Raw genomic sequence first — 23132 nt, forward strand, 5'->3', positions numbered from 1 at the left:
TCAGCAGTCAGGATAAAGCCGGCCGGGATTGAGGATGCCTTGCGGGTCGAAGGCGCGCTTCAATTGCACGTGGAGTGCATGCAGCTTGTCCGGCAGGGCTTGGAATCGCCCGTTTGCCGATGCGCACGTGCGGAACAGCGTGGCGTGTCCACCGAGCTTGCGGGCCTCCGCGAAAACCGCTTCCGCGGGTGCATCGGTTTTCAGCCAGCGCAGCGCGCCGCCCCAGTCGATGAACCGAGTGCCCGGCAAGTCCGCGGCGGGGCTGGCCGGGGGAACCGACAGGCGCCAGAGGTCGCCGTCCCCGGCGAAGAAAGGCAGGCGCTGTTCGCGCAGATCGCCCCAGTAACCTTCGCCATGCGCCAGTTCCTCGCCGCCCAGTACGCGCCGGGTTTCCCTCAGCGCCGCCTCGGCTCCGGCCAGGCGGGCGAACAAACGGGTGCCGTCGTGGCAGACCGCGGACAAGGGCAGGCAGGACCCGGCCCAGCGCTGGGCCGTCGCGATCGCCTCGTCTTCCGGCAGTTCGAAAGTCAGGGTGATTTCCGCCTCGGGGAGGGGCAGAACCTTGAGTGAAATGTCCAGCAACACACCCAGGCCACCCAAGGCGCCGACCATGAGCCGCGAGATGTCGAAGCCGGCCACGTTTTTCATCACCTCGCCGCCGAAGCGGAGCATTTCGCCCCGTCCGTCGACGATGCGCACGCCGAGCACGCAATCGCGCGCCGATCCGGACCAGGGCCGGCGCGGTCCGGACAGGCCGCAGGCCAGGGTGCCGCCCAAGGTGGCGTCGGGGCCGAAATGGGGCGGCTCGAAAGCCAGCATCTGGCCGCGTTCGGCGAGCGCCGCTTCGATCTCCGCCAGTCGAGTGCCCGCGCGGGCCGTCAGCACCAACTCGGTCGGCTCGTAGTGCACGATGCCCCGGTGCCCGCGCACATCCAAGGTTTGGCCTTCGGCGGCCCGGCCGTAAAACGCCTTGCTGCCGCTGCCGCGGATGCACAGTGGCACGCGCGTGCGCGCCGCGGCGGCCACCGCGGCACATAACGCGGCGCTCGAGTCTTGACCGGCCGGGCTAGCGCTCATGTTCAGCAGGATAGGGAAAGGGGTGCAGTCTATCATGCCGCTGCTTGTCGGCCGTGACGCGGAGCCGATGAAAAAATCGCGGCGATCGCGCAATTGCTGAGGGTACAATGGCGGGTCTGGTTCACATTTTTCGTAGTACATGAAGACTTCCGATCAGCCCGCCGTGTCCGGGGGCAAGGCCGCACCGTTCACGCTGGACGACCTGACCCATTGGCTCGGTGCCAACGAGATTGCCAAGGGCAGGGCTTACCTGAACAGCATACGTCAGTTCGAGCGGGGACCGGGCTGGTTTGCCGCGCGCATACAGGGCACAGGCCGCAATCCGTACGAGGTCGTGGGCGCCTGGTCGAAAGCCCGCTTCGAGGCGGAATGCAGTTGTCCGGTGGGACGGCGCTGCAAGCATATCGCGGCGGGTTTTCTGCATTGCCTGGAAGGTCTGCAGGCGAAGCCGGCACCGGTCGGCCCGCGCGCCTCCGTGCTGGAATGGCTGGAAGAAATCAGCAGTCGGCCGGGTGCGGCCGAACCCGCGGAGGACGGCCCGCGAAAAAAGCCGGCCAAGCCTCAGGCGCCGCAGCATCTGCTCTATTTCGTGCGGCGTCAGGGCGGCGAGCTGAAGCTGTCGGCCTGGAAGGCCCGGCTGGGCGCGGAGGGCCTTTGGCAGGCGAGTGAAACCTGGGCCAACATCGAGCGCGCGCTCAAATCCCCTCCCAAGTTCGTCGGCGAGGAAGACATGCCGGTCCTGCTCGCGCTGTACCAGCTCGCGCCGGCCAAAGACTGGGCGTGGTCCGAGTTCACCCTCACGGGCGAGGGGGCGGCGAAAGTGCTGGAAGCGGCGCTGGCGACAGGCCGCTTGCTGGTGTCGGACCGGGAGGCCGAAGCGAGCAACCGCGGCGGCGTGGTGCCGCATGGCGCAGGCTTTTGCCGGGGCGAGCCCAGACGGGCTCGTCTGAGCTGGCGCATGCAGGCGAGCGGCCATTGGGCGCCCGAGGTGTGCATAGAGCCGGGCGGAAAACTGCTGCTGACCTCTCCGCTTTGGTATGTCGATTTCGAGCAGTCGCAGATCGGCACCGCCAACCTGGAGGACGGAGACGGCGCCTGGCTGGATGCCTTGATGCACGCGCCCGCGCTCACGGCCCAGGAGGCCCCGCTGGTCGCCCAGGTGCTCAGGGAGAAGGGACTGGGGGCCTACGCTCCGCCGGCCGAGGCCACCGCCCGCCTGCGCGTGGTCGATCTCGAACCGGTGCCGGTGCTCAGGCTCGCGTCGCTCAAGAAGCGCCGTTACGTCGCTTATCCGCCGTATTTCGAAGATTATCTGGACTATGCCCGGCTGCTGTTCGCCTACGGCGAGCATGTCCTGGAGCCGGGCAAGCGCGACCAGTTCATGACCGATGCCAACGGCGATCCGGTGCAGCTCAAACGCCACGCCAAGTTCGAGGCCAAGGTGAGCGGGACGCTGAAATCGCTGGGATTCAAGCCGCAAACGGAGATCGACATCTACCTCGCCAACCAGTCCGTCGCGACGCAAAGTTTCGGCTTGGCGCGGCCGGAAAACTGGGTCCACTTCATGACCGAGGAAGCCGCGCGCCTGCGCGAACAGGGGTGGCGCATCGAGCCGGACGACAGTTTCCGTCACGCCGTGATGGAGATCGATGCCTGGCACGGCGAACTGGAAGAGGGCGAAGACGGCTGGTTCAGCCTGGCCATGGGCATCGAGGTGGGCGGGCAGCGCCTGGCTTTGCAGCCGCTGCTGAGCGAATTGTTTTCCCGCGACGCGCGCTGGCTGGCGCCGGATGGCCTGAAGACCATACTCGACAAGGAACCCATCGTGCTTTTGGCGCCGGGTATCGGCCGTATCGGTGTGCAGGCCGGCCGGCTGAAACCCATCGTGCGTACCCTGATCGATTTGTTCGACCGGGGCGAGGAGGGCGAGCACCTTAAGGTGTCGCGCTGGGATGCCGCGCGCCTGGAAGAACTGGCCCTCCTGGCCGACAAGCAGCGCTGGCAGTTCAAGGGGCAGGATGCGGTGGTCCAGCTCGCCGAGCGGCTGAACGGGAAAGAAATGCCCGAGGCCCGAGTGCCGGCGGGCCTGCATGCGCAGTTGCGGCCCTACCAGCTCGACGGCCTGCGCTGGCTGCAATATCTGCGTTCGCAGGATTTGTCCGGCGTGTTGGCCGACGACATGGGACTGGGCAAGACGGCGCAGACCATCGCGCATCTGCTGAGCGAGCAGGAAGCCGGGCGGCTAGATCGGCCGGCCCTGGTTGTGATGCCCACCTCCCTGCTGTTCAACTGGGCCCAGGAGCTGACGCGCTTCGCGCCCAGCCTGAAAACGCTGACCCTGCACGGTCTGGCGCGCAAGGACGCGTTCGCTGCCATACCCGAGCACGACGTCGTGCTGACCACTTATCCCTTGCTTTGGCGCGACGCCGAGGTCCTGAAGGAACACCAATTCCACCTGCTGATCCTGGACGAGGCGCAGACGGTCAAGAATGCCGCTTCCAAGGCCGCCGGTGTGGTCCGCCGTCTGCAGGCCCGCCATCGGCTGGCGCTCACGGGCACACCGCTGGAGAACCATTTGGGCGAGTTGTGGGCGCTGTTCGATTACCTCCTGCCGGGTTTCCTCGGCGACGGGAAGGATTTCGCCAAGCGTTGGCGCACACCGATCGAAAAACACGGCGACCGGGTGCGCGCCGAGTTGCTCGCCCGCCGGGTCCGCCCCTTCATTCTGCGGCGGCGCAAGGAAGACGTGGCCAAGGAACTGCCCCCCAAGACCGTCATCGTGCGCACCGTCGAATTGGAAGCGGCCCAGCGGGATCTTTACGAGACGGTGCGCGTGGCCATGGATGACAAGGTGCGCCAGGAAATCGCCGACAAGGGCTACCGGCGCAGCCACATCGTCATCCTCGACGCCCTGCTCAAGCTGCGTCAGGTCTGTTGCGATCCCGGCCTGGTCAAGCTGCCGGCGGCACGCAGGGTGAAGCAGTCGGCCAAGCTCGAACTCTTGATGGAAATGCTGCCGGAGCTGATAGACGAGGGCCGGCGCATCCTGTTGTTTTCGCAGTTCACCGCCATGCTGGAGCTCATCGAGGCGCAGCTCGACAAACTCGAGATTCCCTACGTCAAACTGACCGGCGACACCAAGGACCGCGCCGAACCGGTCCAGCAGTTCCAGGCCGGCAAGGTTCCGCTGTTCCTCATCAGCCTCAAGGCCGGCGGTGTGGGGCTCAACCTCACCGCAGCCGACACCGTCATCCATTACGATCCCTGGTGGAACCCGGCCGTGGAGAACCAGGCCACCGACCGCGCCCACCGCATCGGCCAGGACAAGAACGTCTTCGTCTACAAGCTGGTGGTGGCGGGTTCCATCGAGGAGAAAATCATGGCCTTGCAGGACAAAAAGGCCGCCCTCGCCGCCGGCATCCTCAACCAGGACGCCGGAGAACTCTCCAAATTCAACGAAAACGACATCGCCGCCCTATTGGCACCCTTGCCGAAAATTGACTAGGCCGGCTCCGGTCGCCGTCGGGCTTCTGACTCGAGAGCCGCTTGCGGCTGGGGCTCGCGGCTATCGGCGGCTTAGCCGCGTCGAGCCGTTTTCACGGCTGATCCATCACGGCGGCGCAGGCGGCGGGGAGGGGCGGTTTGGCGGCCGGGGGGACGGCCGGAGCGGGCGGGTGCGGTTCGAACCACCAGTCCAGGCTGGCGTCGCAGCCGTCGCCCTGGGGGATAGGGTCCTGGTCGTCGCAGTCGGGATCGCCGGCCGGGCAGGCCAGGCGCAGATGGAAATGATCGTCGTGGTAATACCAGGGCCTTATCTTGTGCAGCCAGTCGCGCTTGCCGTGGATCGTGCGGCAGAGTTCCCGCTTGATCCAGGGGTTGACGAAGATGCGGTCCACCCGTGGCTGGTGGGCGGCCAGCTCCAGCATCTCGACGTGATGCTCGCTCCACAAGCCCCGGTTTAGCCCCTTGCCGTCGCTCGCCAGCATGGACGGCGCATTGACATTGGCGCGCAAGGCGTCGGCGTCGCTGTAGATGCGCGGATCGAGGTTGAACCAGACATCCACGTCCAGTCCGGTCTGGTGACTGCGGTGGCCGGTAGGCATGGGGCCGCCGCGCGCCTGGGCCAAATCCCCGATCTGTAATCGGCCGATGCCCCGCTTCTGCATCTGCCCTCCCAAATCCTGCAGGGTGGCTATCAAGTCGGGATGGCCGAAATAACGCCTGCGTTCCAGGTGCATCACCATATAGCCGGTGCCGTCCTTGGGCAGGGCCACGGCCCCGGCGATGCAACCGTTGCTGGTCTGACCTATGGCCCGCGGCACCCCGGTGGTGGGCTTTGTCACCGCGGACGCTAGCGCCAGGGCCGGCAGGGAAAGTATCGAGGACAGCAAAATCGCCCGCCCGGCTGAGCGAGCGGCAAGGGGAGGGAGCATGGGGGGCGTCCGGCTATGAGGTGAGGCTTATCTTGGCAAGCTTGTTCACCGGACTCAAGCCTCCGTGGATGAGGCCGCTCGGCCTCGCGTGGCCGCCATCGCCCGATTCTGCCGCCCCGTTCTGCCATCCGTTTTCGCCACCGTCGGTCCCTGTCTCCGTCCCGCGCTGCATCCTCGCAGCCTGTCTCAGCTTGACCTCCCTCCACTCGACTGGCCCGGTTACCGACACGGAATTCGCCTTCCGGGTTTCTCGTCAGTGAGTGATTTACCCCGCGCTTTGCGTTAATTGACCTGGTTTATCCCCCAAAGAAACCAGGTATATGCGCTCCGATAATACTTATCTATTTGAATTGTAGGGATGATGGGTTTCTGGCATGGCGATTGCCATATTGAACGGGGTAATTGCTCTTTATCGCGTCCACTGAAGCAATTATTCGGTCCGGTCGGAGAAATCCTTAGGTGATTGGCTTGTGGATTCGAAGGCGCCGCTATCCGCTATGGGTATAACTTTGTCAGGAGTTTTTCTATGAAATCTATGGTATTGCGTGTTCTTACGCTGATGGCTTTAAGTGCTGTTTTCAATGCTGGTTTTGCCGGCGGCCGCTACGAGGATCCGCCCGCGAACCTGGTCGAGGTATTCAAATTCAGCCAGCAGTCGGCGGAAGCCATTAAACAAGGCAATCAGTCCGCCGCCTTGGACGCCGCGAAACAGGGGCGCAAGCTGGCCGTCGAATCCTACAAAGAAAAAAGCACGATGCCCATGCAGGTATCATCCGGCAGTTTGAAGGAGGCCATTGCGGCCCTGGAAGCCAATAACCTGCCGGAAGCGGGCTCCAAAGTCGAGCATGCCATACAGAAGCTCAACGAAGAGATCGAATACTACAAAAAAGAAGGAAAGATCAAATAAAGAGTCGGCTATATGGCGCCCGATTTATTGAGTATTGATCGGGCGTCCCTACCAGGAATTTTGCTCTGTTCTAGCATATTGATCCGGGCGGGAATCCGCCCGGTCGGGCTGAGGTCGTCATGCGCATGATGAGATGGCGCTACGCCATTATTACAGTGATGAGTTTTTGTCTTTTCGCCTGCGGCAACGAAGGACCGTTCGGTAATACGCCGGGCCCGAAAAAACCGCAGTGGTCGCTGCATCTGTTTCCCGGCTAACTCCGTATATCCAAGGCCATCGTGATTAAATGCCTAGGTCGATGATAAGAACGGAGAACCATAATATGCGACATTATCGCTTACCCAAGCTTAAGCATCGGGGTACCTTCGTTTGGCCGGCGCTGCATTGCGCCCTTTGGTCGGGAGCCCCGGTAGAGCAGGCGCTCGCTCACTCCCGGCCGCCGGCCGAAGAATCGGAAGGCGAGATCAAGACGTTGGACACGATCGAGGTGGAGGGCCGTGCGACCGATTTGCTCGGCGTTGCCGGTTCGGCCTCGCAGGGTGTGGTCGGCCAGCCCGAATTCAAATTCCGCCCGCTGGCCCGCGTCGGCGAACTGGTGGAAGTGGTGCCCGGCGCCCTGGCGACCCAGCATAGCGGCTCCGGCAAGGCCAACCAGTATTTTCTGCGCGGATTCAATCTGGATCACGGCACCGATTTTTCCGTGCTGGTGGACGGCGTGCCCATGAACATGCCCACTCATGCGCACGGCCAGGGTTACCTGGATTTGAACAGCATCATCCCGGAGTTGGTGGACAAGGTGGAATACGGCAAGGGGCCTTATTACGCCGACGTCGGCGATTTCTCTTCGGCCGGCTACGCGCGCATGCACACCCTGCACACCCTGTCGCAAGGGTTGCTGAAATTCACCGGCGGCGAATTCGGTTATTACCGGACGGTGCTGGCCAACTCGCACAAGATCGGCCCGGGCGAACTGCTCTACGGCGGAGAGGTCCATTTCTACGATGGGGTCTGGAAGCAGCCGGAAGATCTCGACAAATACAACGGCATGTTGCGCTACACCGTAGACGAAGAAGACTGGGGTGTGTCGGTCAACGGCAAGGCTTATCACTCCAACTGGACCGCCACCAACCAGATTCCCGACCGCGCCATCCGTGACCGCAGCCTGGATTTGTACGGCAGCCTGGATCCGAGCGATGGCGGCAATTCCAATCGCTACAGTCTGGCCAGCAATTTTTGGAAGCGCGGCGACGCCTACAAGAGCGATTTCAACGTTTACGCCGTCTATACCGACCTGGCGCTTTATTCCAATTTCTCCGGCTACATCGACCCGGCCGGCGATCAGATCAAGCAGCAGGAACGCCGCGTGGTGGTGGGCGGCAACGGCGAGCTCACGCATTACGACCGCTGGTTCGGCTTCGACATGGACAACACCGTCGGCCTGCAGGTGCGCCACGATGAAGTCATGGGGCTCGCGCTGAACCACACGCAAGCCCGCGAAACGCTGCAAAACATCCGCCGCGACGACGTCGGCGAGACCAGCTTAGGGCTGTACATCAAGAACCAGACGCACTGGTTGGAGAAGTTCCGCACCATCACCGGATTGCGCAGCGACTTCGTCGACTTCGACGTGAAATCGCCGAGCGACGGCCGCAATTCCGGCGACAAGGGCGCGGCCCTGATCAGCCCCAAGCTGAGCTTCGTGATTGGACCCTGGTACGACACCGAATATTTCCTCAATCTGGGCTACGGCTATCACTCCAACGATGCACGCGGCACCGTGCAGCGCATCGATCCGAATAGCGGCGACGCCGTGTCGCCGGTCAATCCGCTGGTCTGGTCGCGCGGCGGCGAGATCGGCTTGCGCAGCCAGGCGGTACCCGGACTCAACACCACCTTGGCGTTGTGGTGGCTGCAGATGAATTCCGAGCTGGTCTTCGTCGGCGACGCCGGCACCACCGAGCCGACCGGGCGCAGCGAGCGCTACGGCGTGGAATGGACCAATTACTACCAGCCCACCGACTGGCTGACCCTGGACGCCGACCTCGCCTTTACCTCGTCCGGTTACACGCACGTTGCCCGTAACGCGAACAACATCCCCAATTCGGTCGGGCGGGTCATCAGCGCGGGCGCGGTGATCGACTTGCCGCAAGGCTATTTCTTCACCGCGCGGGTACGCCATTTCGGCCAGGTCGCCCTGACCGAGGGCAACACCGGATGGGCCGGCGACACGACCCTGGTGAGTTTCGGCGGCGGTTACCGGTACAAGGACTACAAGGTCGAACTCGATTTGTTCAACGCCTTCGATTCGAGGGCCAGCGACATCGCCTACTACTACAACGCGTGCACGCGCACCGAGACCTGTCCGAGGGCGGGCGACGAGCCCGGCAATCCCGGTTTGCTGCGCCATCCCGTCGAGCCGCGCATGGTGCGCGTGACGGCCTCGCTGAGTTTCTAGAACCATGGCCGCGCCACGACAGAGAAGCCATGTATGAGCGCCTGGATCCTGTTCGCGGGACTGGTTTTGTCCGCCGCACCGCTGATGGCGTGGAGCGATGGCGCCAGGCAGTTACCGGATATCGCCGGCCTGTACGACATCCAGAGCCTGGACGTGGCGGCCGACGCGCGCGGCATCCACGTGCTGGCCGTCGGCAAGACCCAAGCCGCCGCTCAGCCCCGGCTGGTTTACACGATCACGGCGGACGGCGGGAGAACCTGGCGCAAGCCGTCGGTGGTTGATCGCGGCGGGACGCTCGTGGCATCCCGGCTGGGCAACGATGCGCAACTGGCGGTGCATGGTTTGACGATGGCGGTGGCGTGGCAGCGGAGCGGGGATCCGCCCGGGTCCGGTCCGATGGCGGCGGCCTATTCCCGCGACGGCGGCATTACCTGGCAGCAGGCCCAGGCACCCCAGTCCGAGGATCCGACCCAGCAGCAGTCCTATATGGATCTCGCCGCGGACCGCAGCGGCCGTTTCCATCTGGTGTGGCTGGACGATCGCGAGGAGAACGGCAACACCCAGGGCTTGCGCCACGCGATTTCCAGCGACGGCGGCCGCAGTTGGCGGGAGGAGGCCACAGTGGATGCGGCAGTGTGTACCTGTTGCTGGAACCGGTTGACGGTGCTGCCGGACGACAGCATCGCCGTGCTCTACCGGGACGACGCACCGCACGACATGAGGCTGGCCCTGCGGGCCGCGAATGGACGCTGGCAGGGCCTGGGCGCCGTCGGCGAATTCAACTGGGATTTCGCCGGTTGTCCGCACTGTGGCGGCGGACTGGCGACGGCGCGCACCCGGCACGGAACCGTGCTGCACAGCGTGGTCTGGACCGGCAAGGAGGATGCCGCCGGTCTGTATTACCTGGCGTCCGCCGATCAGGGCAAAACCTGGTCCGTGCCCCGGCGTATCGCGGATGCCAGCAGCCGCGAGGCGGACATCGCGGTTTACGGCGATGCGGGCGTAGGCATCGTCTACACCCGGCCGGCGGAGGAGGGCAGTGCCGTGTATTACGTGCACACGAAGGACGGCGGCGGACACTGGACCCCGGCGCGACGCATCAGCGCCTCGGCTACCCAGGCTGATCATCCCCGCATCCTGGGTGAGGGCGCGGGCGGTATCGCGGCGTTCTGGACCGAGCACCGGACCGGTGCGGGACGCGTCTTGGCAATGGCTAGCTTAAGCGATGGGTGAACCGGACATGAAGATATCGATGAAACGGGCGTGGCCCCTACTGGCCCTGCTTTCCTGTACGGCCGAGGCTGGTCTGCGTGAAGGCCAAATGGGGGCGACGGAGAAGAGCGCGAACTCGGTCCAGGCGCCTTTTTCCATGGCCGCGCATGAGCTTGGGCGAATTCAAGCGGATGTGTCGGCCTACGCCGATCCCTTCGCACTGGCGTCCCGGCCGGAAACACCCGTCCTCCTGGCCCACGCCATCCTGGTGCAAGCGCTGCCGGACAAGGAAGCGGTCGTGTCGGACGCGCCGGAAGAAATACTGCTGACTTTCAATGAAGGCGTCGGCCAGGAGTTCCTGGCCCTGGCCGTCGTCGACGAGTCCGGCAAGCGGGTCGACAAGCACGACGCGCGGCAGGACTTCACCGACCACTCTCATCTGAGGGCCTCGGTCGAAAAGCTGGTGCCAGGCCGCTACATGGTGCGTTATCGGGTCTTGTCCGCCGACGGCCACGTGGTGAGCGGGAAATATTTCTTCAACGTGCAGGCGAAATGAAAGAGGTCGCAACCATGAACCGTCGATTCCCCATCTCGAACCTAAAGAATCCGCTGGCCGTGCTGACGATGCTGGCCTGCTGCCAACAGGGATTGGCCGCCGGCACGCCGCGCGATAATTCCAACGGCCGGCAGTCGTATACCAGCTCCAACATGAGCTGCCTCATCGCCAACGATTTTTACGCGGTGCATTTCACCGCCATCCAGGAAGGCCAGCAAAAAGGCGAGAACACACCCTTCGTCAAGTATTGCCAGGAGATACCCGCGATCGGTAAGACCTTTCTGAGCATCGATCTGCTGGATAGGGACGTGCGCACCACGCCCATCAGTTTGCGGGTGATCGAGGAAAGCGTCAGCGACGACGGCCGCACGCACGAGATCAAAAGCACCTTGTCGGAAGTGCCCGCCAGGATTTACCGCAATGGTACCGCCGACACCCATTTGATGATCGACAAACCCGGCCATTACGCCCTGATCGCCACCATAGGGGACGGCGCGATCAGCGAAGACGACCGGCTGCGCATCCCTTTCACCGTGGGACTCCCCGTCAGCCCCAGCTATTCGACCCTGTTCGGTAAATTCACCGGCGGCCTGGCCATCGCATTTTTCGCGGTCATGGGCGTGATCGGTTACCGGACCTTCCGGGTTTACCGGCCCAAGACCCGGAAAAGCGTCGCGGACGACGATGCGGTCGAGGCCAAAGTCGGCTGAGGTCCCTGGCTTGCCTAGCGACGAGCGAGACGGTGATATGAGATGAACGGCGGCTATTGGGCCAAGCGGCACGAAAGCGTACGGCGCAAGTGCCGGGCGTTGCGATGGGCGAGCACACTGGTCGCGGGACTGCTTCTATGGGCCGGACATAGTCCGCTCGCGGGCGCGGACTGGAGCGGGTTCTCGCAGTACCAGGCGGTCGCCGAGGCGCGCCTGGTGCCGGGGAGGCTCAGCGTGAACCTCAAGATCAAATCGGTGGCCATGCCGGATCTGGCGCGCCGAACCGGCGTCGCTTCGGACGATGCCGGCATGATCGCCGCTCGCTTGCTTCGTTTCCAGGACGGCTCCGGCAAACTGCCGAACGGCACACCGGCCGCCGTTCGCCGGGTCGATCCCGATTCCGCGGGATCGGCGGCCGAGGCTTACGTCGAGGCCGAACTGGAGTTCGCGCTCGACGGCGAGCCGGCGGAACTGACCATCAAACCGGCCGACGGCCTGGCGGACAAGACGCTAGGCCTGGTCTTTCTGCATCGGGGCATACCGGTCGGCGACCTGTTTCCCTTGAACAAGCCGGTGAAACTGGACGTGAATCACGCCGATCCCTGGCGCTCCCGCTTCGACGACCCCGAGCTGGTCCGCCGTCATGCCGAGCCGCGCACTTATGTGTATCTCGAAGCTTACGAAGTCCGGCAGGAATCGGTATTGCGCCTGAGCGACCTGGAGCCCTACCTGAATCTGGGATTGAAAGATGCCCGCTTCGTCGAGCCGACGGAGCTCGACGGGGTGAAAGAAAAAATCGGCGCCTTCATGGCGGCCAAGCATGCGCTGACGATAGACGGCCGGAACCTGCCGGGGCAGCTGGACCGCGTCGAGTTTCTCGCTTACGGCGCGGCGGGTTTGCGCCCGGTGGACGATGCCGGTCGGCTGGAGACGGCCACGGCTGTGCTGGGCGTCATCCAGGTCTATCTGACCGAGCGGCCCGCGCAAACGCTCAGCGTCGACTGGGATCTGTTTCCGGACGGTAGTGACAAGAGAGCAGTCAGCGTCCTACACGGGCGGGAGACTTTCGACGGCTATGTCACCCGGCAACAGCCCCGTTACACGTGGTCGCGCGACGAGGCCTTCGAGCCGGTGGCCGATTCCGCCGGCGACGATGCCGCGTCGGCTGGTCTCCAACCGTCGGTCGTCTTGAATATTACCGACGAGGCACGGCTCAAGGATATGCTCCGTCCCTTGCTGCACAACGCTTATCGCGCCTTTCAGCTACGCGACGAGGAGGCCGTGTACGACCGGCTGGCCAAGAGCCTGGACGGCCCGCTGCTGGAAGATACCTACCTGCAGCACCGACGCGCCTTGCTGCAACGGGCCAAGGGACTGGGTGGAGTAGGGCGGGTGGAACGCGTCACTATCACCGAGGCCCATGCGCTGGCCTTCCCCAACCGCTCGGACCCGGAAGTTCGCGTACGCTGGATCGCGCACGGCGTGGTTGCCCACTGGGGCCATTCCCACCCGCGCGACAACTACTACGAAGCCCGGCTGCGGATACACGGGGATGAAGAGGGGGCCTGGAAAATCGTCGCCCTGCACTTCGTCGACGGGCAGGACATGCAATCGCTGGCCAGCCGATGATCAAAGTCCAGCAACTGTCTTTCGCCTATCCGCATACCGGATTCTCGCTCCAATTGCCGGAGTTTCATGTGGCTGAAGGCGAAAAGCTGGCCATCGTAGGGCCCAGCGGCGCCGGCAAGACCACGCTGTTGAAGTTGATCTCCGGCATCCTGCAGCCTCAGGCCGGCCGCTTAGCCGTCGACGGCTCGCCCCTGCACGCCATGGGCGAGGCCGAACGGCGCGACTTTCGCATCACCCGCATCGGTTTCGTGTTTCAGGAACTGGAACTGCTCGAATACCTGAATGTGTGGGACAACATCATCCATACCTATCGGATCAACCGGGTGCTCAAGCTCGACCGCATGGTCCGGGACCGCGCGGCGGCTCTGGCGGAGGATGTCGGCCTGGGTGGAAAACTGCAGCGCATGCCGCGCGAGCTTTCCCAGGGCGAACGGCAGCGGGTTGCGGTGTGCCGCGCCCTGCTGCCGGAACCGGCGCTCATATTCGCCGACGAAGCGACCGGCAATCTCGATCCGGCCAACAAGAGCAGAATCCTGGACTTGTTGTTCCGTGCCGCGGACAGGCGCAATGCCAGCATGCTTGCGGTGACCCACGACCACGAACTGTTGCCCCGGTTCGACCGGATTTTCGATTTCCGCCAGATTCACGCTCGAGCGGATGCGTAACGATTTCTACCTCGCCTGGCGCTATCTGGGCTTTCACAAGACGCGCACGCTGATCATCGTCACCTGTCTCAGCCTCATCGCCATCCTGCCGGTGGCTTTGCATTTTCTGTTGAACGAGGGCAATCGGCAGATGACGACGCGCGCCGCGGCGACGCCTTTGTTGATCGGTGCGCGAGGCAGCGCCCTGGATTTGACCCTGAACGCGTTGTTCTTCGGTGCCGTTTCCCCATCCATCACCCTGGTCGAAGCCGACAAGGTGACTGCGACGGGTTGGGCGGACGCGTTGCCCATCTACTCTCGCCTGCGCGTGCTGGGGCAGCCTCTGGTCGGCGTGACCCTGGACTATTTCGACTACCGTGGTTTGCGTGTGGCGCAAGGTCAGATGCTGGCCATGCTGGGCGAGTGCGTGTTGGGGGCCGCAGCGGCTGAAGCCCTGAAGCTGAAGCCGGGCGACAGCCTCCCGACGCCGCCGGAAAGCCTGTTCGACCTGGCCGGCAACTACCCGCTCAAGCTGCGCGTGGCCGGTGTGCTGGCCCGCACCCACACGCCGGACGACCAAGCGATCTTCATCGACTTGCAGACCGCTTGGGTGATCGACGGCATCGGTCACGGACACGCTGAGCAAAAAAATCTGCCCGAGCGCAGTGCGGGTCCATTCGGGTTTGCCGAGATCAATCGGGCGGCCGATGGCAAATTACCGACCTATACCGAAATCACGGCGGACAACATCGATTCATTCCATTTTCACGGCGATCCGGGCGGATTTCCCATCAGCGCCGTCATCGCCCTCCCGCATGACCGTAAATCAGCGACCTTGCTGCGCGGCCGCTATGTCGACCAAGGCGAGAAGATTCAGATCGTCCAACCCCAGGAAAACCTGCGCGGCCTGCTGGACAACATATTCCGCGTGGGCGCCTTGTTCGATGGACTCCTGGCCGTGGTCGGCGGCGTGACTTCTTTGGCGCTCGGCCTGGTGTTCGCCTTATCCCTGCGCTTGCGGCAAGGGGAAATCCGGACCAATACCTTGCTGGGCTGCGGGCGTCTGATGGTGGCCAGGCTGCTCGCCGCGGAACTGGTCTTACTGTTACTGGTCAGCGGCGGCCTGTGTCTGGTCCTGCTCGAAGCCATCCGGCGCTATGCCGGCGATATCGTGCGTTACGCGCTCATTTCTTGAAGGAGATCCGTGTGAAGCTAGTTCGTGGGTTACTCAGTGCCGCATGGCTCGCGCTGATATCGGGTTTTTCCTGTGAGGCCCTTGCCGATCTGGAGGACGGCAAGCTGAAAGTGTTCGTCTCCAATTATCCGCTCGCCTATTTCGCCGAGCGTATCGGCGGCCATCGGGTGGCAGTGAGCTTGCCCGTGCCGGCAGGGGAGGATCCCGCGTTTTGGCGGCCCGATCCCGAAGCGATCAGCCGAATGCAGAAGGCCGATCTGATCGCGCTGAACGGCGCCGACTACGAGAAATGGCTCAACCGCGTCAGCCTGCCCAGGCTCAAGCAGGTGGACACCTCGGCCGGTTTCAAGGCGGCCTATATCCGCATCGAAAACGCCGTGACCCACAGCCACGGACCGGGCGGTGAGCATTCCCACGACGGGATCGCCTTCACCACCTGGCTGGATTTAGCCCAGGCGGGCAAGCAGGCCGAAGCGCTGGCGCTGGGCGTGATACGCAAGCGACCCGAGCTGAAGGCCGTTTTTCTGGAGAATCTGAGCGGACTGCAGGCCGACCTCAAGGTCCTGGACGATGAGCTTTTAAAACTGGGCGAGGCCAAGAAAAATCAGCCTTTGCTGGGTTCCCATCCGGTTTATCAATACCTGGCGCGCCGTTACGGCTTGAACCTGAAATCCGTCCACTGGGAGCCGAACGAAATGCCGCCGGCCGCGGAATGGGTGGCGCTGGATGAGACGTTGATCCGTCACCCCGCCCGGACCATGATCTGGGAGGCGCAACCCAGCCCGGAAATCGCTGCCCGCCTAAAGGAAAAAGGCGTGAGTAGCGCGGTGCTTGATCCTTGTGCCCAGCGCCCTGAACAAGGTGACTTTCTCTCCGTCATGCAAGCGAATATCGCCAACTTGGAATCGACACCGTAATCATCGCTGCCGTTGTACAAGGCGCACGCACGGGGCAGGGCGGCCGGACTCGGGCTGGTGTCATGCCCTTGGCAGGTGCTAGACTAATCCGCGACACATAGGGCGGCATCGCTCGCCCCACCCACCCCGCCCCGGTAGCTCAGTTGGATAGAGCATCCCCCTCCTAAGGGGAAGGTCGTACGTTCAAATCGTATCCGGGGCGCCAATAAAAACAAAGTCTTACGCTAAAACGTAGGGCTTTTTTATTGCCTGTGGGACACTGGCGGGACACTCACCCGCAACAAACCACGATAAAACGCGCCTTTTCTACCCTGCCATAAGCGGCATTTCATGCCCGTCATTTCACCGACACCAGACCGGCAAACTGTCCCATGAGTGCCCCATTTTTTGACTAATTGCCCCGTGAGTGTCCCACAAGCAAGGCCATACGGATTATTTGAACTGCTTTTCAATGTGTTATGCCATTCTTTCATCCCATTGATGATGGGATGTTGCCTTTTGTTGCGCCTTGTTCTAGTCTTTTGGCCAAGGCAAACGAGAGGGCGCGACCATGGCAACCATCGAGAAACGCGAGACACAAGACGGCAAGTCAAGCTACCGGGTCAAGGTTCGGCTGAAAGGCTACCCCGCGCAGTCCGAAACCTTCGACCGGCTGACCGATGCCAAGAAGTGGGCCGCTGCGACCGAAAGCGCCATTCGGGAAGGTCGCCACTTCAAAACCGCCGAAGCCAAGAAGCACACCCTTGGTGAACTAATAGACCGCTACACGCGGGACGTCTTGCCAAACGAGAAGCCCAAGGAGCGCGCGAAGAAGACAACCAACCTCGCCCGCTGGAAGGACGAGCTAGGCCATGCCCTGCTTTCGGACCTCACACCCGCCGCGATTGTCGCAGTAAGGGACAAGCTATCGAACGAAAAGACGGCACGAGGCAAGCCGAGAGGGCCGGCAACCGTCACCAGTTATATGAATGCCCTAAGCGCCGTTCTATCCCTTGCGGTGAATGAATGGGGATGGCTGGAAGATAACCCCATGCGGAAGGTGAAGAAGCCAAGCCCGCCGCGCGGCAGGGTGCGCTTCCTGTCCGACGATGAACGGGCCGCGCTGCTGCAAGCCTGCCGGGAGTCATCGAACGCCCTACTTTATCCCGCCGTGGTGCTGGGACTTTCTACCGGAATGCGTCAAGGTGAAATTCTGGGGCTTTACTGGCGAGAGCCCAAGCGCCCGCCCGAGCATCGCGCCTGGGGCGTGGTGGATGTAGCCGCCGCGCGTATCACACTACACCTGACCAAGAACGGAGAGCGCCGAGTGGTTCCACTGGTGGGCCATGCCCTGGAGAGCGTCAAGGAACTGGCCAAGGTCCGCCGCTTGGGTACCGACTTACTGTTTCCTGGCAAGGTTGACCCGAACGAACCCATAGACCTTAGGCAACCTTGGGAAGCCGCCTTGAAACGGGCAGAAATCGAAGATTTCCGCTTTCATGACCTGAGACATAGCGCCGCGTCTTATCTGGCCATGAACGGCGCCAGCTTGGCCGAAATAGCCGAAACCTTAGGCCATAAGACCCTGCAAATGGTGAAACGCTATTCCCACCTGTCCGACGCCCATGTTTCCAGCGTGGTGGAGCGGATGAACGCCAAGATTTTCGGATAGGCCAAGCACGGGACAAAACCCACAAAACCTATCCGGTCCCGTGCTGGTGCGGGTTATCGCCAGCAAGAGCGGGGCGCATGGTGCTACGAACACCAAACGCCCCTAAACATCACCATGACTTCCAAGGAGTCAAAGCAATGTCTACTGAAAATTCTACCACTCACGACAAGCCCGCTAGGTTGTTGCAGGATGAATTTACCTGTTCCCGTGGCGTGTATCTCATCAACGCCGATGACCAGCTAGCCGTTTATGACCAGTTGACTGCACAGGCTTCAAAGCTTGCGTCGATGCTGGCCATGATTTCGGGCAACGGGTATGAAACATTCGCGGGATGTAACGGGGAAACTCAAGAGAATTACTTGTGGGGGTGCTCTAGTCTGGCGAAAGAGGTTAAGCAGTTGGCTGAACTCATCAGCGACGGAGCTGGTAGACAGGCATAAGCACTAAACCGGAAACCGGGACGGTAGCCGCCGCCCCGGTGACCTGACCAAGACCAAGCCGTAGGAGGGCTTGTCATGGCTGATGAGATTCTAGCCCTTGAGCTACAAAAATACTTCCCGGCGAGAGGCCCGGATACGATGTCGCTCAAGGGTTTTCTTGGCGTGCTTGAGGAAGCTCACGAGCACCAAAGCCCCCTTGACCGCCTACATACCCTAATTTCCGAGCATGGCCTACCCATAATCGACCAAGCAGGAGAGCCAGTCCCTTCTTCGGAATTAGCCGAGAAACTTCAACAAGCAGACCTGGAGTGGTTCTCGGAAGATGTTGATGGGGATTGGGACTACCTAAAGTATCTGCCGGAAGAGAAAAATTACATCGTGCGCCGCTTCGATGTATCGGACGCTTATCGCACGGCGGGTTGCTCGACATTCCCATGGGCGCGAATAAATACCCAAACCATGGAAGCGGAGCTTGCTTGGCTCGACTTGGAGTTTCATAACTCAGCCAAAGGGTTTGGGGTTGCTGCCAGCGACGACGATTTCGCGGATGCGTTGAAACAGGACTCTTGGACTGCCACAGAGGCCTTGTGCTGGTTGAAGGGTCGAGTGCCCGATAAAAGCCGGGAACATCAATTACCCAAATACTACGAAACGGAAGTCGCTGCGATTCAAAAAGCATTGCCCGATAAAAATGGACAAGGCGGCGTGCTCACTTTTGACAAATCCAAGCCGCATGAATGGATTATTTGGGCGGAGTCGCAAGGCTGGATTTTGCCTCAAGGGCTGGAATACGCCATGAAGCAAGAATTTCTGGACCTAAAAGACCTTGAGCTTGAGCACGACGGGCTTGTACGCAGATTAAGCACAGAGAAGATGCCTCCCTCCGAGGAGGTGGTACTTGAATCGAAAATCGAGAATCTGCGGAAGCAGATTGACTTCAAGCGGGCACATATGGCGATGTTGCCGAAATATCACAGCGAGAAAATACCGCCCACTTGCGTGTCTGTCATCAATCAACAACAAGAGTCGCCTAATAAACGTTATCCGCGCGCGATGGGCAAATACTTAACCGTTGCCGAATTACGTCATCGCTGGGGTCTGGATAACAACAGTTATCTCGATGAGTTGGCCAGCCATGAAGAGCTTGTTCCTTGCAAGAATGGCGAGACCTTCCATGTTCGGGAAATTGGCTGGGGCCATGAGTTCGGCATACCGCCAGACCTGAGTGATTACGATACCGACCTATCGGCAAAGACTCGCGTCTTCGACACGAGCAAGATTACTTGGGTAAGCACGCTGCCCGATGACGCGGTCTATTCTCTACCGTTCATCCTTGGCTACGAGGAAGGAAATCCTCAACTAAAACCCGCTGAAACCAAGCCAGAACCCGCGCCAGCTTCGACGGTGGTGGATGAGGTGAGCGCCGACAATTGGCGAAATGACCAGGAACTGACCAAAGGGGAAAAGCAGCGCTGCGCCATCCTGACCGCGATTCGTTTGAAGAAATATGACCCCATGAAGATTCCAACCGGTGGAAGGGGAATCCTGAAGACTATTTGCGAAAATGACTACCCCGAGATTTTTGACGGGGATACTTCATTCGAAAACCGATGGAAGCTCGGCAGAGGTATTGATTGGAAAATGGCGCACCACGCCAGCTTTGCCAAGCGCGGAAAGTAGCTCCTCCTTGCCCCCAAGAAACCCAAGAGTCCCCACTTCGACTCCCTACTAGGGCCGCTGTTTATTTTGTCGCCACTGCATCAAGCAGGGCAAACACGGTAAACAGAAATGACCCGAAATCTTCTCACCATCAAGCAGCTTGCCGATAAACACTCGGCATTTTCACAGGCTGCACTTCGTAATTACATCTTCAAAAGTAAACCCATAGTCACCAGTAAAGGCACGATTCCAGGTAATGGATTCGATGCCTGCATGGTGCGCGTCGGACGAAAAATCCTTATCGACGAAAGCGCCTTTTTTTCTTGGATTGACCGCATCAACGGTAAGGAGGCTGCGTAATGATTATTTCAAAAGTCATTCGCGACCATCGCCGCCATATTACCCGAGCGGATTACGGTGACCGGAAACCCATGCTAGGCTCGGAAAATGTGGTGTTGCCCCGTGTTAAAAGCCTTCAAGCCCGAGCATTGCGGCGGTTATTTCCAGCGGGTTCGATGCTGTCGCACCGGGAATTTGATTCGGCTTCACATAGTTATCGGCTAGGCAGCTTTATCGACGAATTGCGTGAAAAGGGCTGGACCATCGTTGACCACGATGAGGTTGCGTCAACCGGGGATGATGTTCCCCGAAAGGCGAAATTCACCCGCTATGAACTGTTCGCGGAGTTCACGCCGGAACTGCTTGAGCGGATCGGTGCATTTTGTAAGGCAGTTGACGACTTCGAGGCTCGCGCAAAGGAGAAAAGGCGAGCCGCATTCGACAACTCGAGGCAATCACTTGAAGCCGGGGCGGGTGGTGCCGCCCCTGAGCAAAGGGAGAGTGCGGAATGAAGGCTTTCATAATTACCGCGATGCCGATTCTACCAGGGGCCGCGCTGCTTTTGGCTGTCGCCCTGCTGCTGGTATGGGGGTGGACATGAAGCGCCGTCCAGACGCCGCAACCATCAAGGCCGGGGTTAATCCCCGGTCGTTCTACAAGGCCGAATTGCCCGAAATGAAAGAACCCCGCCGTATGGCGGGGGGATGGGTCGACGGTGGTTTGTGTCCGTTTCATGCGGATGGCCGGGCCGGTTCCTTTCGCGTTCACCTGGAGACCGGCGCGTTCTGCTGTTTCGCCTGCGGGGCCAAGGGTGGGGATATTGTGGCTTTTGTCCAGCAAAGGGAGGGGCTGAGTTTTCATGATGCCCTGGCCAAGCTGACCGATGATTGGGAGGTGTGACCATGCACGGCATACCCGAACGATTCAACGAAAAGCCTTTACTTCACGCCTGGACTTACCGCGCCGCCGATGGTGCCCCGCTGGGCATCGTGGGGCGCTACCAGGGCGCGAACGGTAAGGAGGTGGTGCCGTTCTTCAGGATGAACGGGCACGGCTTCACGGCTGGGGCCGCACCAGACCCGCGCCCGCTGTTTGGGCTGGAATATCTCGCCAAGGATGCCGACCGCCGCGCCGTGGTCATCGTTGAGGGCGAGAAATGCGCCGCCGGTCTGCAATCGCTGGGGCTGTGCGCAGTGACTTCCCAAGGTGGAAGCAAGGCCGCCAGCAAGACCGATTGGGGCACGCTGTCGGGCTACGGTAAAGCCTACCTGCTGCCCGATAACGATGAGCCGGGCGAAGCGTACATGCGCGACGTGTGCGCCGCCCTGCAAGCCCTGGAAGCGCCGCCCGCGCTGTCCGTGGTGCGACTGCCGGAACTGCCGCCGGCGGGTGATGTGGTGGACTGGCTGCAATCGCTTTGCCCTGACTGGAACGGCGTTGACCCCATACCAGATAGCGAGCGCGAGCGGCTTTACCGGGCGTTCCGCGAGGTCATCAAAGCCCATGCCGAGCCGGTACCCGCCGAGTGGATAATGCCCGAAGAACCCGCCGCCGATGACTGGCAAGCGCCTATCCCCTTGGAGGCCGCCGCCCTGCCAGTTTGGCCGGACGATGTTTTCCCCGACGTGTTCCAAGACTATGTGTCGGGGCTTGCGGAAGCGACGGAAACCCCGCCCGAGCTGCCCGCCCTGATGGTGCTGGCCGTGATGGGGGCTGCCGCCCAAGGGAAGTATCAGGTCAACGTGAAGCCGGGCTACTTCGAGCCGGTCAACGTCTGGACCTGTCCGGCGCTGGTGCCTGGGAGCCGCAAGACCGCCGTCAAGAATGCAGCAACTGCACCCCTCACCGATTGGGAGCGCAAGCAACGCACCGCGATGGAGGCCGAAATCAAGCAGGCCGAAAGCGACCACAAGACGATAACGGAACGCATCGCCACGCTGCGCAAGGTGGCAGCCAAGGCCAAGGGGCCGGAGTTCGACCAGATGAAGGCGGACATTGCAGACATGGAAGCCAATTTGCCGGAAATCCCCAAACCGCCCAAGGCGTGGGCCGACGACATAACACCCGAGAACCTGGGAACCGTCATGGCCGACAACGGCGAGCGGATGGCCATTTTGTCGGATGAGGCCGGACTTTTCGAAATGATGGGTGGGCGCTATTCGGGCGGAATACCGAACATTGACATTTACTTGCAGGGCCACGCGGGAACCGCCGTCAAGGTGGACAGAGGAAGCCGCCCGCCCGTGTTCATGCGGAACGCCACGCTCACCATCGGTATAAGCCCGCAACCGGATGTGTTGCGAGGGCTGACCGAGAAGCCCAGCTTTCGGGCGCGCGGTCTGCTGGCGCGGTTCCTTTATGCCCTGCCCGCGTCGAACCTGGGCCGCCGCACGGGTAACACGCGCCCGCTGTCGGAAGACTTGCGCCTTCGCTACGCCGGGCGCATCGAGGCCATATTGAACGCGCAGCCGGCAACCGACCAAGACGGCGAGCCTTGCCCGCATACGCTGAAATTGAGTCGGGGAGCCTTCGAGGCATGGCAAGCGTTCTGGTGTCGCGTCGAGGCCGGCTTGGGGCCGGGTGGCATGTACGAACATTGCTTCGATTGGGGGGGCAAACTGCCGGGTGCCGTGGTGCGGATAGCCGGCCTTTTCCATATCGCCCGCCACATATTCAGGGGACCGGAATCGATCGAAATCAGCGGTGAGGACATGAGCGCCGCGCTACGTATGGCGGAAGCCCTGAGCGCCCATGCCTTGGCCGTGTTTGACCTGATGGGCGCAGACCCGGCGCTAGACGGTGCCCGCGTGGCGCTGGGGTGGCTACGCCGTGAACGCCTGGAAACCTTCACCTTTCGGGATTGCCACTATGCCCATAAGTCCCGTTTCAGGCGAGCCGATGAGTTGGGGCCGGTGCTGGACGTGCTGACCGAGCGGCATTACATCCGCCCGCTTGCCATGCAAGGAAAGCCACAGGGGGGCAGGCCGAGCAAAGCCTACGAGGTCAATCCATCTGTAACGATGGGGGCGTAATCATGCGCCCCTTTTCATCTTTCAGAGGGCCAGAGTCAGGGACAAAAGCCACAAAACCAGGTTACAGCCACCGAGGGAGGGGGTTTTGTGGGTTTTGTCCACGACTTGGGGGCTTTAGAAATTCAATTTCCATGACCAAGCCTGAGGCGTCAAACCATGGTTAACTCTCGCATCAACGGCGGCCCATTCGTTCTATCTTGGACCCCTGCCATTCCTGGCTATGCCGACGGCGGGCCCGTAACGGACTGGCCGCTTGGCGCACCCGCTGGAGTGCCA

Annotated in this window: 19 protein-coding genes and 1 tRNA gene; 18 read left to right on the plus strand and 2 right to left on the minus strand. The window is 61.7% G+C overall.

Going from position 1 to position 23132, the window contains the following annotated elements; genetic code table 11:
* A complete protein-coding gene (gene glcE / locus JWZ97_RS02450; RefSeq protein WP_240342442.1) occupies positions 1 to 1113 on the minus strand; it encodes a glycolate oxidase subunit GlcE in 1113 nt (370 codons plus the stop codon).
* Positions 1114 to 1216: 103 nt separating this feature from the next.
* On the opposite strand from glcE, the gene JWZ97_RS02455 reads away from it, so the two are divergent.
* Positions 1217 to 4582, plus strand: coding sequence for a DEAD/DEAH box helicase (locus JWZ97_RS02455; protein ID WP_205433212.1), 3366 nt, complete (start codon positions 1217 to 1219; stop codon positions 4580 to 4582).
* A 91-nt stretch (positions 4583 to 4673) separates the two neighbouring features.
* Here JWZ97_RS02455 and mepA read toward each other — a convergent pair whose 3' ends face one another.
* Positions 4674 to 5510, minus strand: coding sequence for a penicillin-insensitive murein endopeptidase (mepA, locus tag JWZ97_RS02460; protein WP_205433213.1), 837 nt, complete (start codon positions 5508 to 5510; stop codon positions 4674 to 4676).
* Positions 5511 to 6036: 526 nt separating this feature from the next.
* Here mepA and JWZ97_RS02465 point away from each other — a divergent pair.
* The 17 genes from JWZ97_RS02465 (at position 6037) to JWZ97_RS02545 (ending at position 22856) form a co-directional block, all read left to right on the plus strand.
* Positions 6037 to 6417, plus strand: a complete 381-nt coding sequence (locus JWZ97_RS02465; RefSeq protein WP_205433214.1) for a hypothetical protein — start codon at positions 6037 to 6039, stop codon at positions 6415 to 6417.
* Between the two features lie 322 nt (positions 6418 to 6739).
* Positions 6740 to 8872, plus strand: coding sequence for a TonB-dependent receptor (locus tag JWZ97_RS02470; RefSeq protein WP_205433215.1), 2133 nt, complete (start codon positions 6740 to 6742; stop codon positions 8870 to 8872).
* A gap of 33 nt (positions 8873 to 8905) precedes the next feature.
* On the plus strand, positions 8906 to 10105 hold the full coding sequence (locus tag JWZ97_RS02475) for a sialidase family protein (RefSeq protein ID WP_205433216.1): 1200 nt from the start codon (positions 8906 to 8908) through the stop codon (positions 10103 to 10105).
* Positions 10106 to 10124: 19 nt separating this feature from the next.
* Positions 10125 to 10640, plus strand: coding sequence for a copper resistance CopC family protein (locus JWZ97_RS02480; protein WP_240342443.1), 516 nt, complete (start codon positions 10125 to 10127; stop codon positions 10638 to 10640).
* A gap of 14 nt (positions 10641 to 10654) precedes the next feature.
* Complete coding sequence (locus JWZ97_RS02485) at positions 10655 to 11350, plus strand: hypothetical protein (protein ID WP_205433217.1); 696 nt, start codon at positions 10655 to 10657, stop codon at positions 11348 to 11350.
* Between the two features lie 42 nt (positions 11351 to 11392).
* On the plus strand, positions 11393 to 12979 hold the full coding sequence (locus JWZ97_RS02490) for a hypothetical protein (RefSeq protein ID WP_205433218.1): 1587 nt from the start codon (positions 11393 to 11395) through the stop codon (positions 12977 to 12979).
* Positions 12976 to 13644 carry an ABC transporter ATP-binding protein gene (locus tag JWZ97_RS02495; RefSeq protein ID WP_205433219.1) on the plus strand — a complete coding sequence of 223 codons (669 nt, stop codon included), beginning with the start codon at positions 12976 to 12978 and terminating at the stop codon, positions 13642 to 13644. The genes JWZ97_RS02490 and JWZ97_RS02495 overlap by 4 nt, the downstream gene beginning before the upstream one ends.
* Positions 13637 to 14818: an ABC transporter permease gene (locus JWZ97_RS02500; protein ID WP_205433220.1), complete on the plus strand. Its 1182-nt coding sequence runs from the start codon at positions 13637 to 13639 to the stop codon at positions 14816 to 14818. The genes JWZ97_RS02495 and JWZ97_RS02500 overlap by 8 nt, the downstream gene beginning before the upstream one ends.
* A gap of 11 nt (positions 14819 to 14829) precedes the next feature.
* Positions 14830 to 15735, plus strand: coding sequence for a metal ABC transporter substrate-binding protein (locus JWZ97_RS02505; protein ID WP_240342444.1), 906 nt, complete (start codon positions 14830 to 14832; stop codon positions 15733 to 15735).
* A gap of 128 nt (positions 15736 to 15863) precedes the next feature.
* A tRNA-Arg gene (locus JWZ97_RS02510) sits at positions 15864 to 15940 on the plus strand.
* A 345-nt stretch (positions 15941 to 16285) separates the two neighbouring features.
* A complete protein-coding gene (locus tag JWZ97_RS02515; RefSeq protein ID WP_205433221.1) occupies positions 16286 to 17386 on the plus strand; it encodes a site-specific integrase in 1101 nt (366 codons plus the stop codon).
* Between the two features lie 137 nt (positions 17387 to 17523).
* Complete coding sequence (locus JWZ97_RS02520) at positions 17524 to 17826, plus strand: hypothetical protein (protein ID WP_205433222.1); 303 nt, start codon at positions 17524 to 17526, stop codon at positions 17824 to 17826.
* Positions 17827 to 17901: 75 nt separating this feature from the next.
* Positions 17902 to 19506 carry a hypothetical protein gene (locus tag JWZ97_RS02525; protein ID WP_205433223.1) on the plus strand — a complete coding sequence of 535 codons (1605 nt, stop codon included), beginning with the start codon at positions 17902 to 17904 and terminating at the stop codon, positions 19504 to 19506.
* Between the two features lie 108 nt (positions 19507 to 19614).
* Positions 19615 to 19845 carry a hypothetical protein gene (locus JWZ97_RS02530; protein ID WP_205433224.1) on the plus strand — a complete coding sequence of 77 codons (231 nt, stop codon included), beginning with the start codon at positions 19615 to 19617 and terminating at the stop codon, positions 19843 to 19845.
* A complete protein-coding gene (locus JWZ97_RS02535; RefSeq protein ID WP_205433225.1) occupies positions 19845 to 20336 on the plus strand; it encodes a hypothetical protein in 492 nt (163 codons plus the stop codon). The genes JWZ97_RS02530 and JWZ97_RS02535 overlap by 1 nt, the downstream gene beginning before the upstream one ends.
* 85 nt (positions 20337 to 20421) lie before the next feature.
* A complete protein-coding gene (locus tag JWZ97_RS02540; RefSeq protein WP_240342562.1) occupies positions 20422 to 20724 on the plus strand; it encodes a CHC2 zinc finger domain-containing protein in 303 nt (100 codons plus the stop codon).
* Between the two features lie 2 nt (positions 20725 to 20726).
* Complete coding sequence (locus JWZ97_RS02545) at positions 20727 to 22856, plus strand: YfjI family protein (protein ID WP_205433227.1); 2130 nt, start codon at positions 20727 to 20729, stop codon at positions 22854 to 22856.
* Positions 22857 to 23132 lie beyond the last annotated feature (276 nt).

The sequence above is a fragment of the Methylococcus sp. EFPC2 genome (genome assembly GCF_016925495.1).
Lineage (GTDB): Bacteria > Pseudomonadota > Gammaproteobacteria > Methylococcales > Methylococcaceae > EFPC2.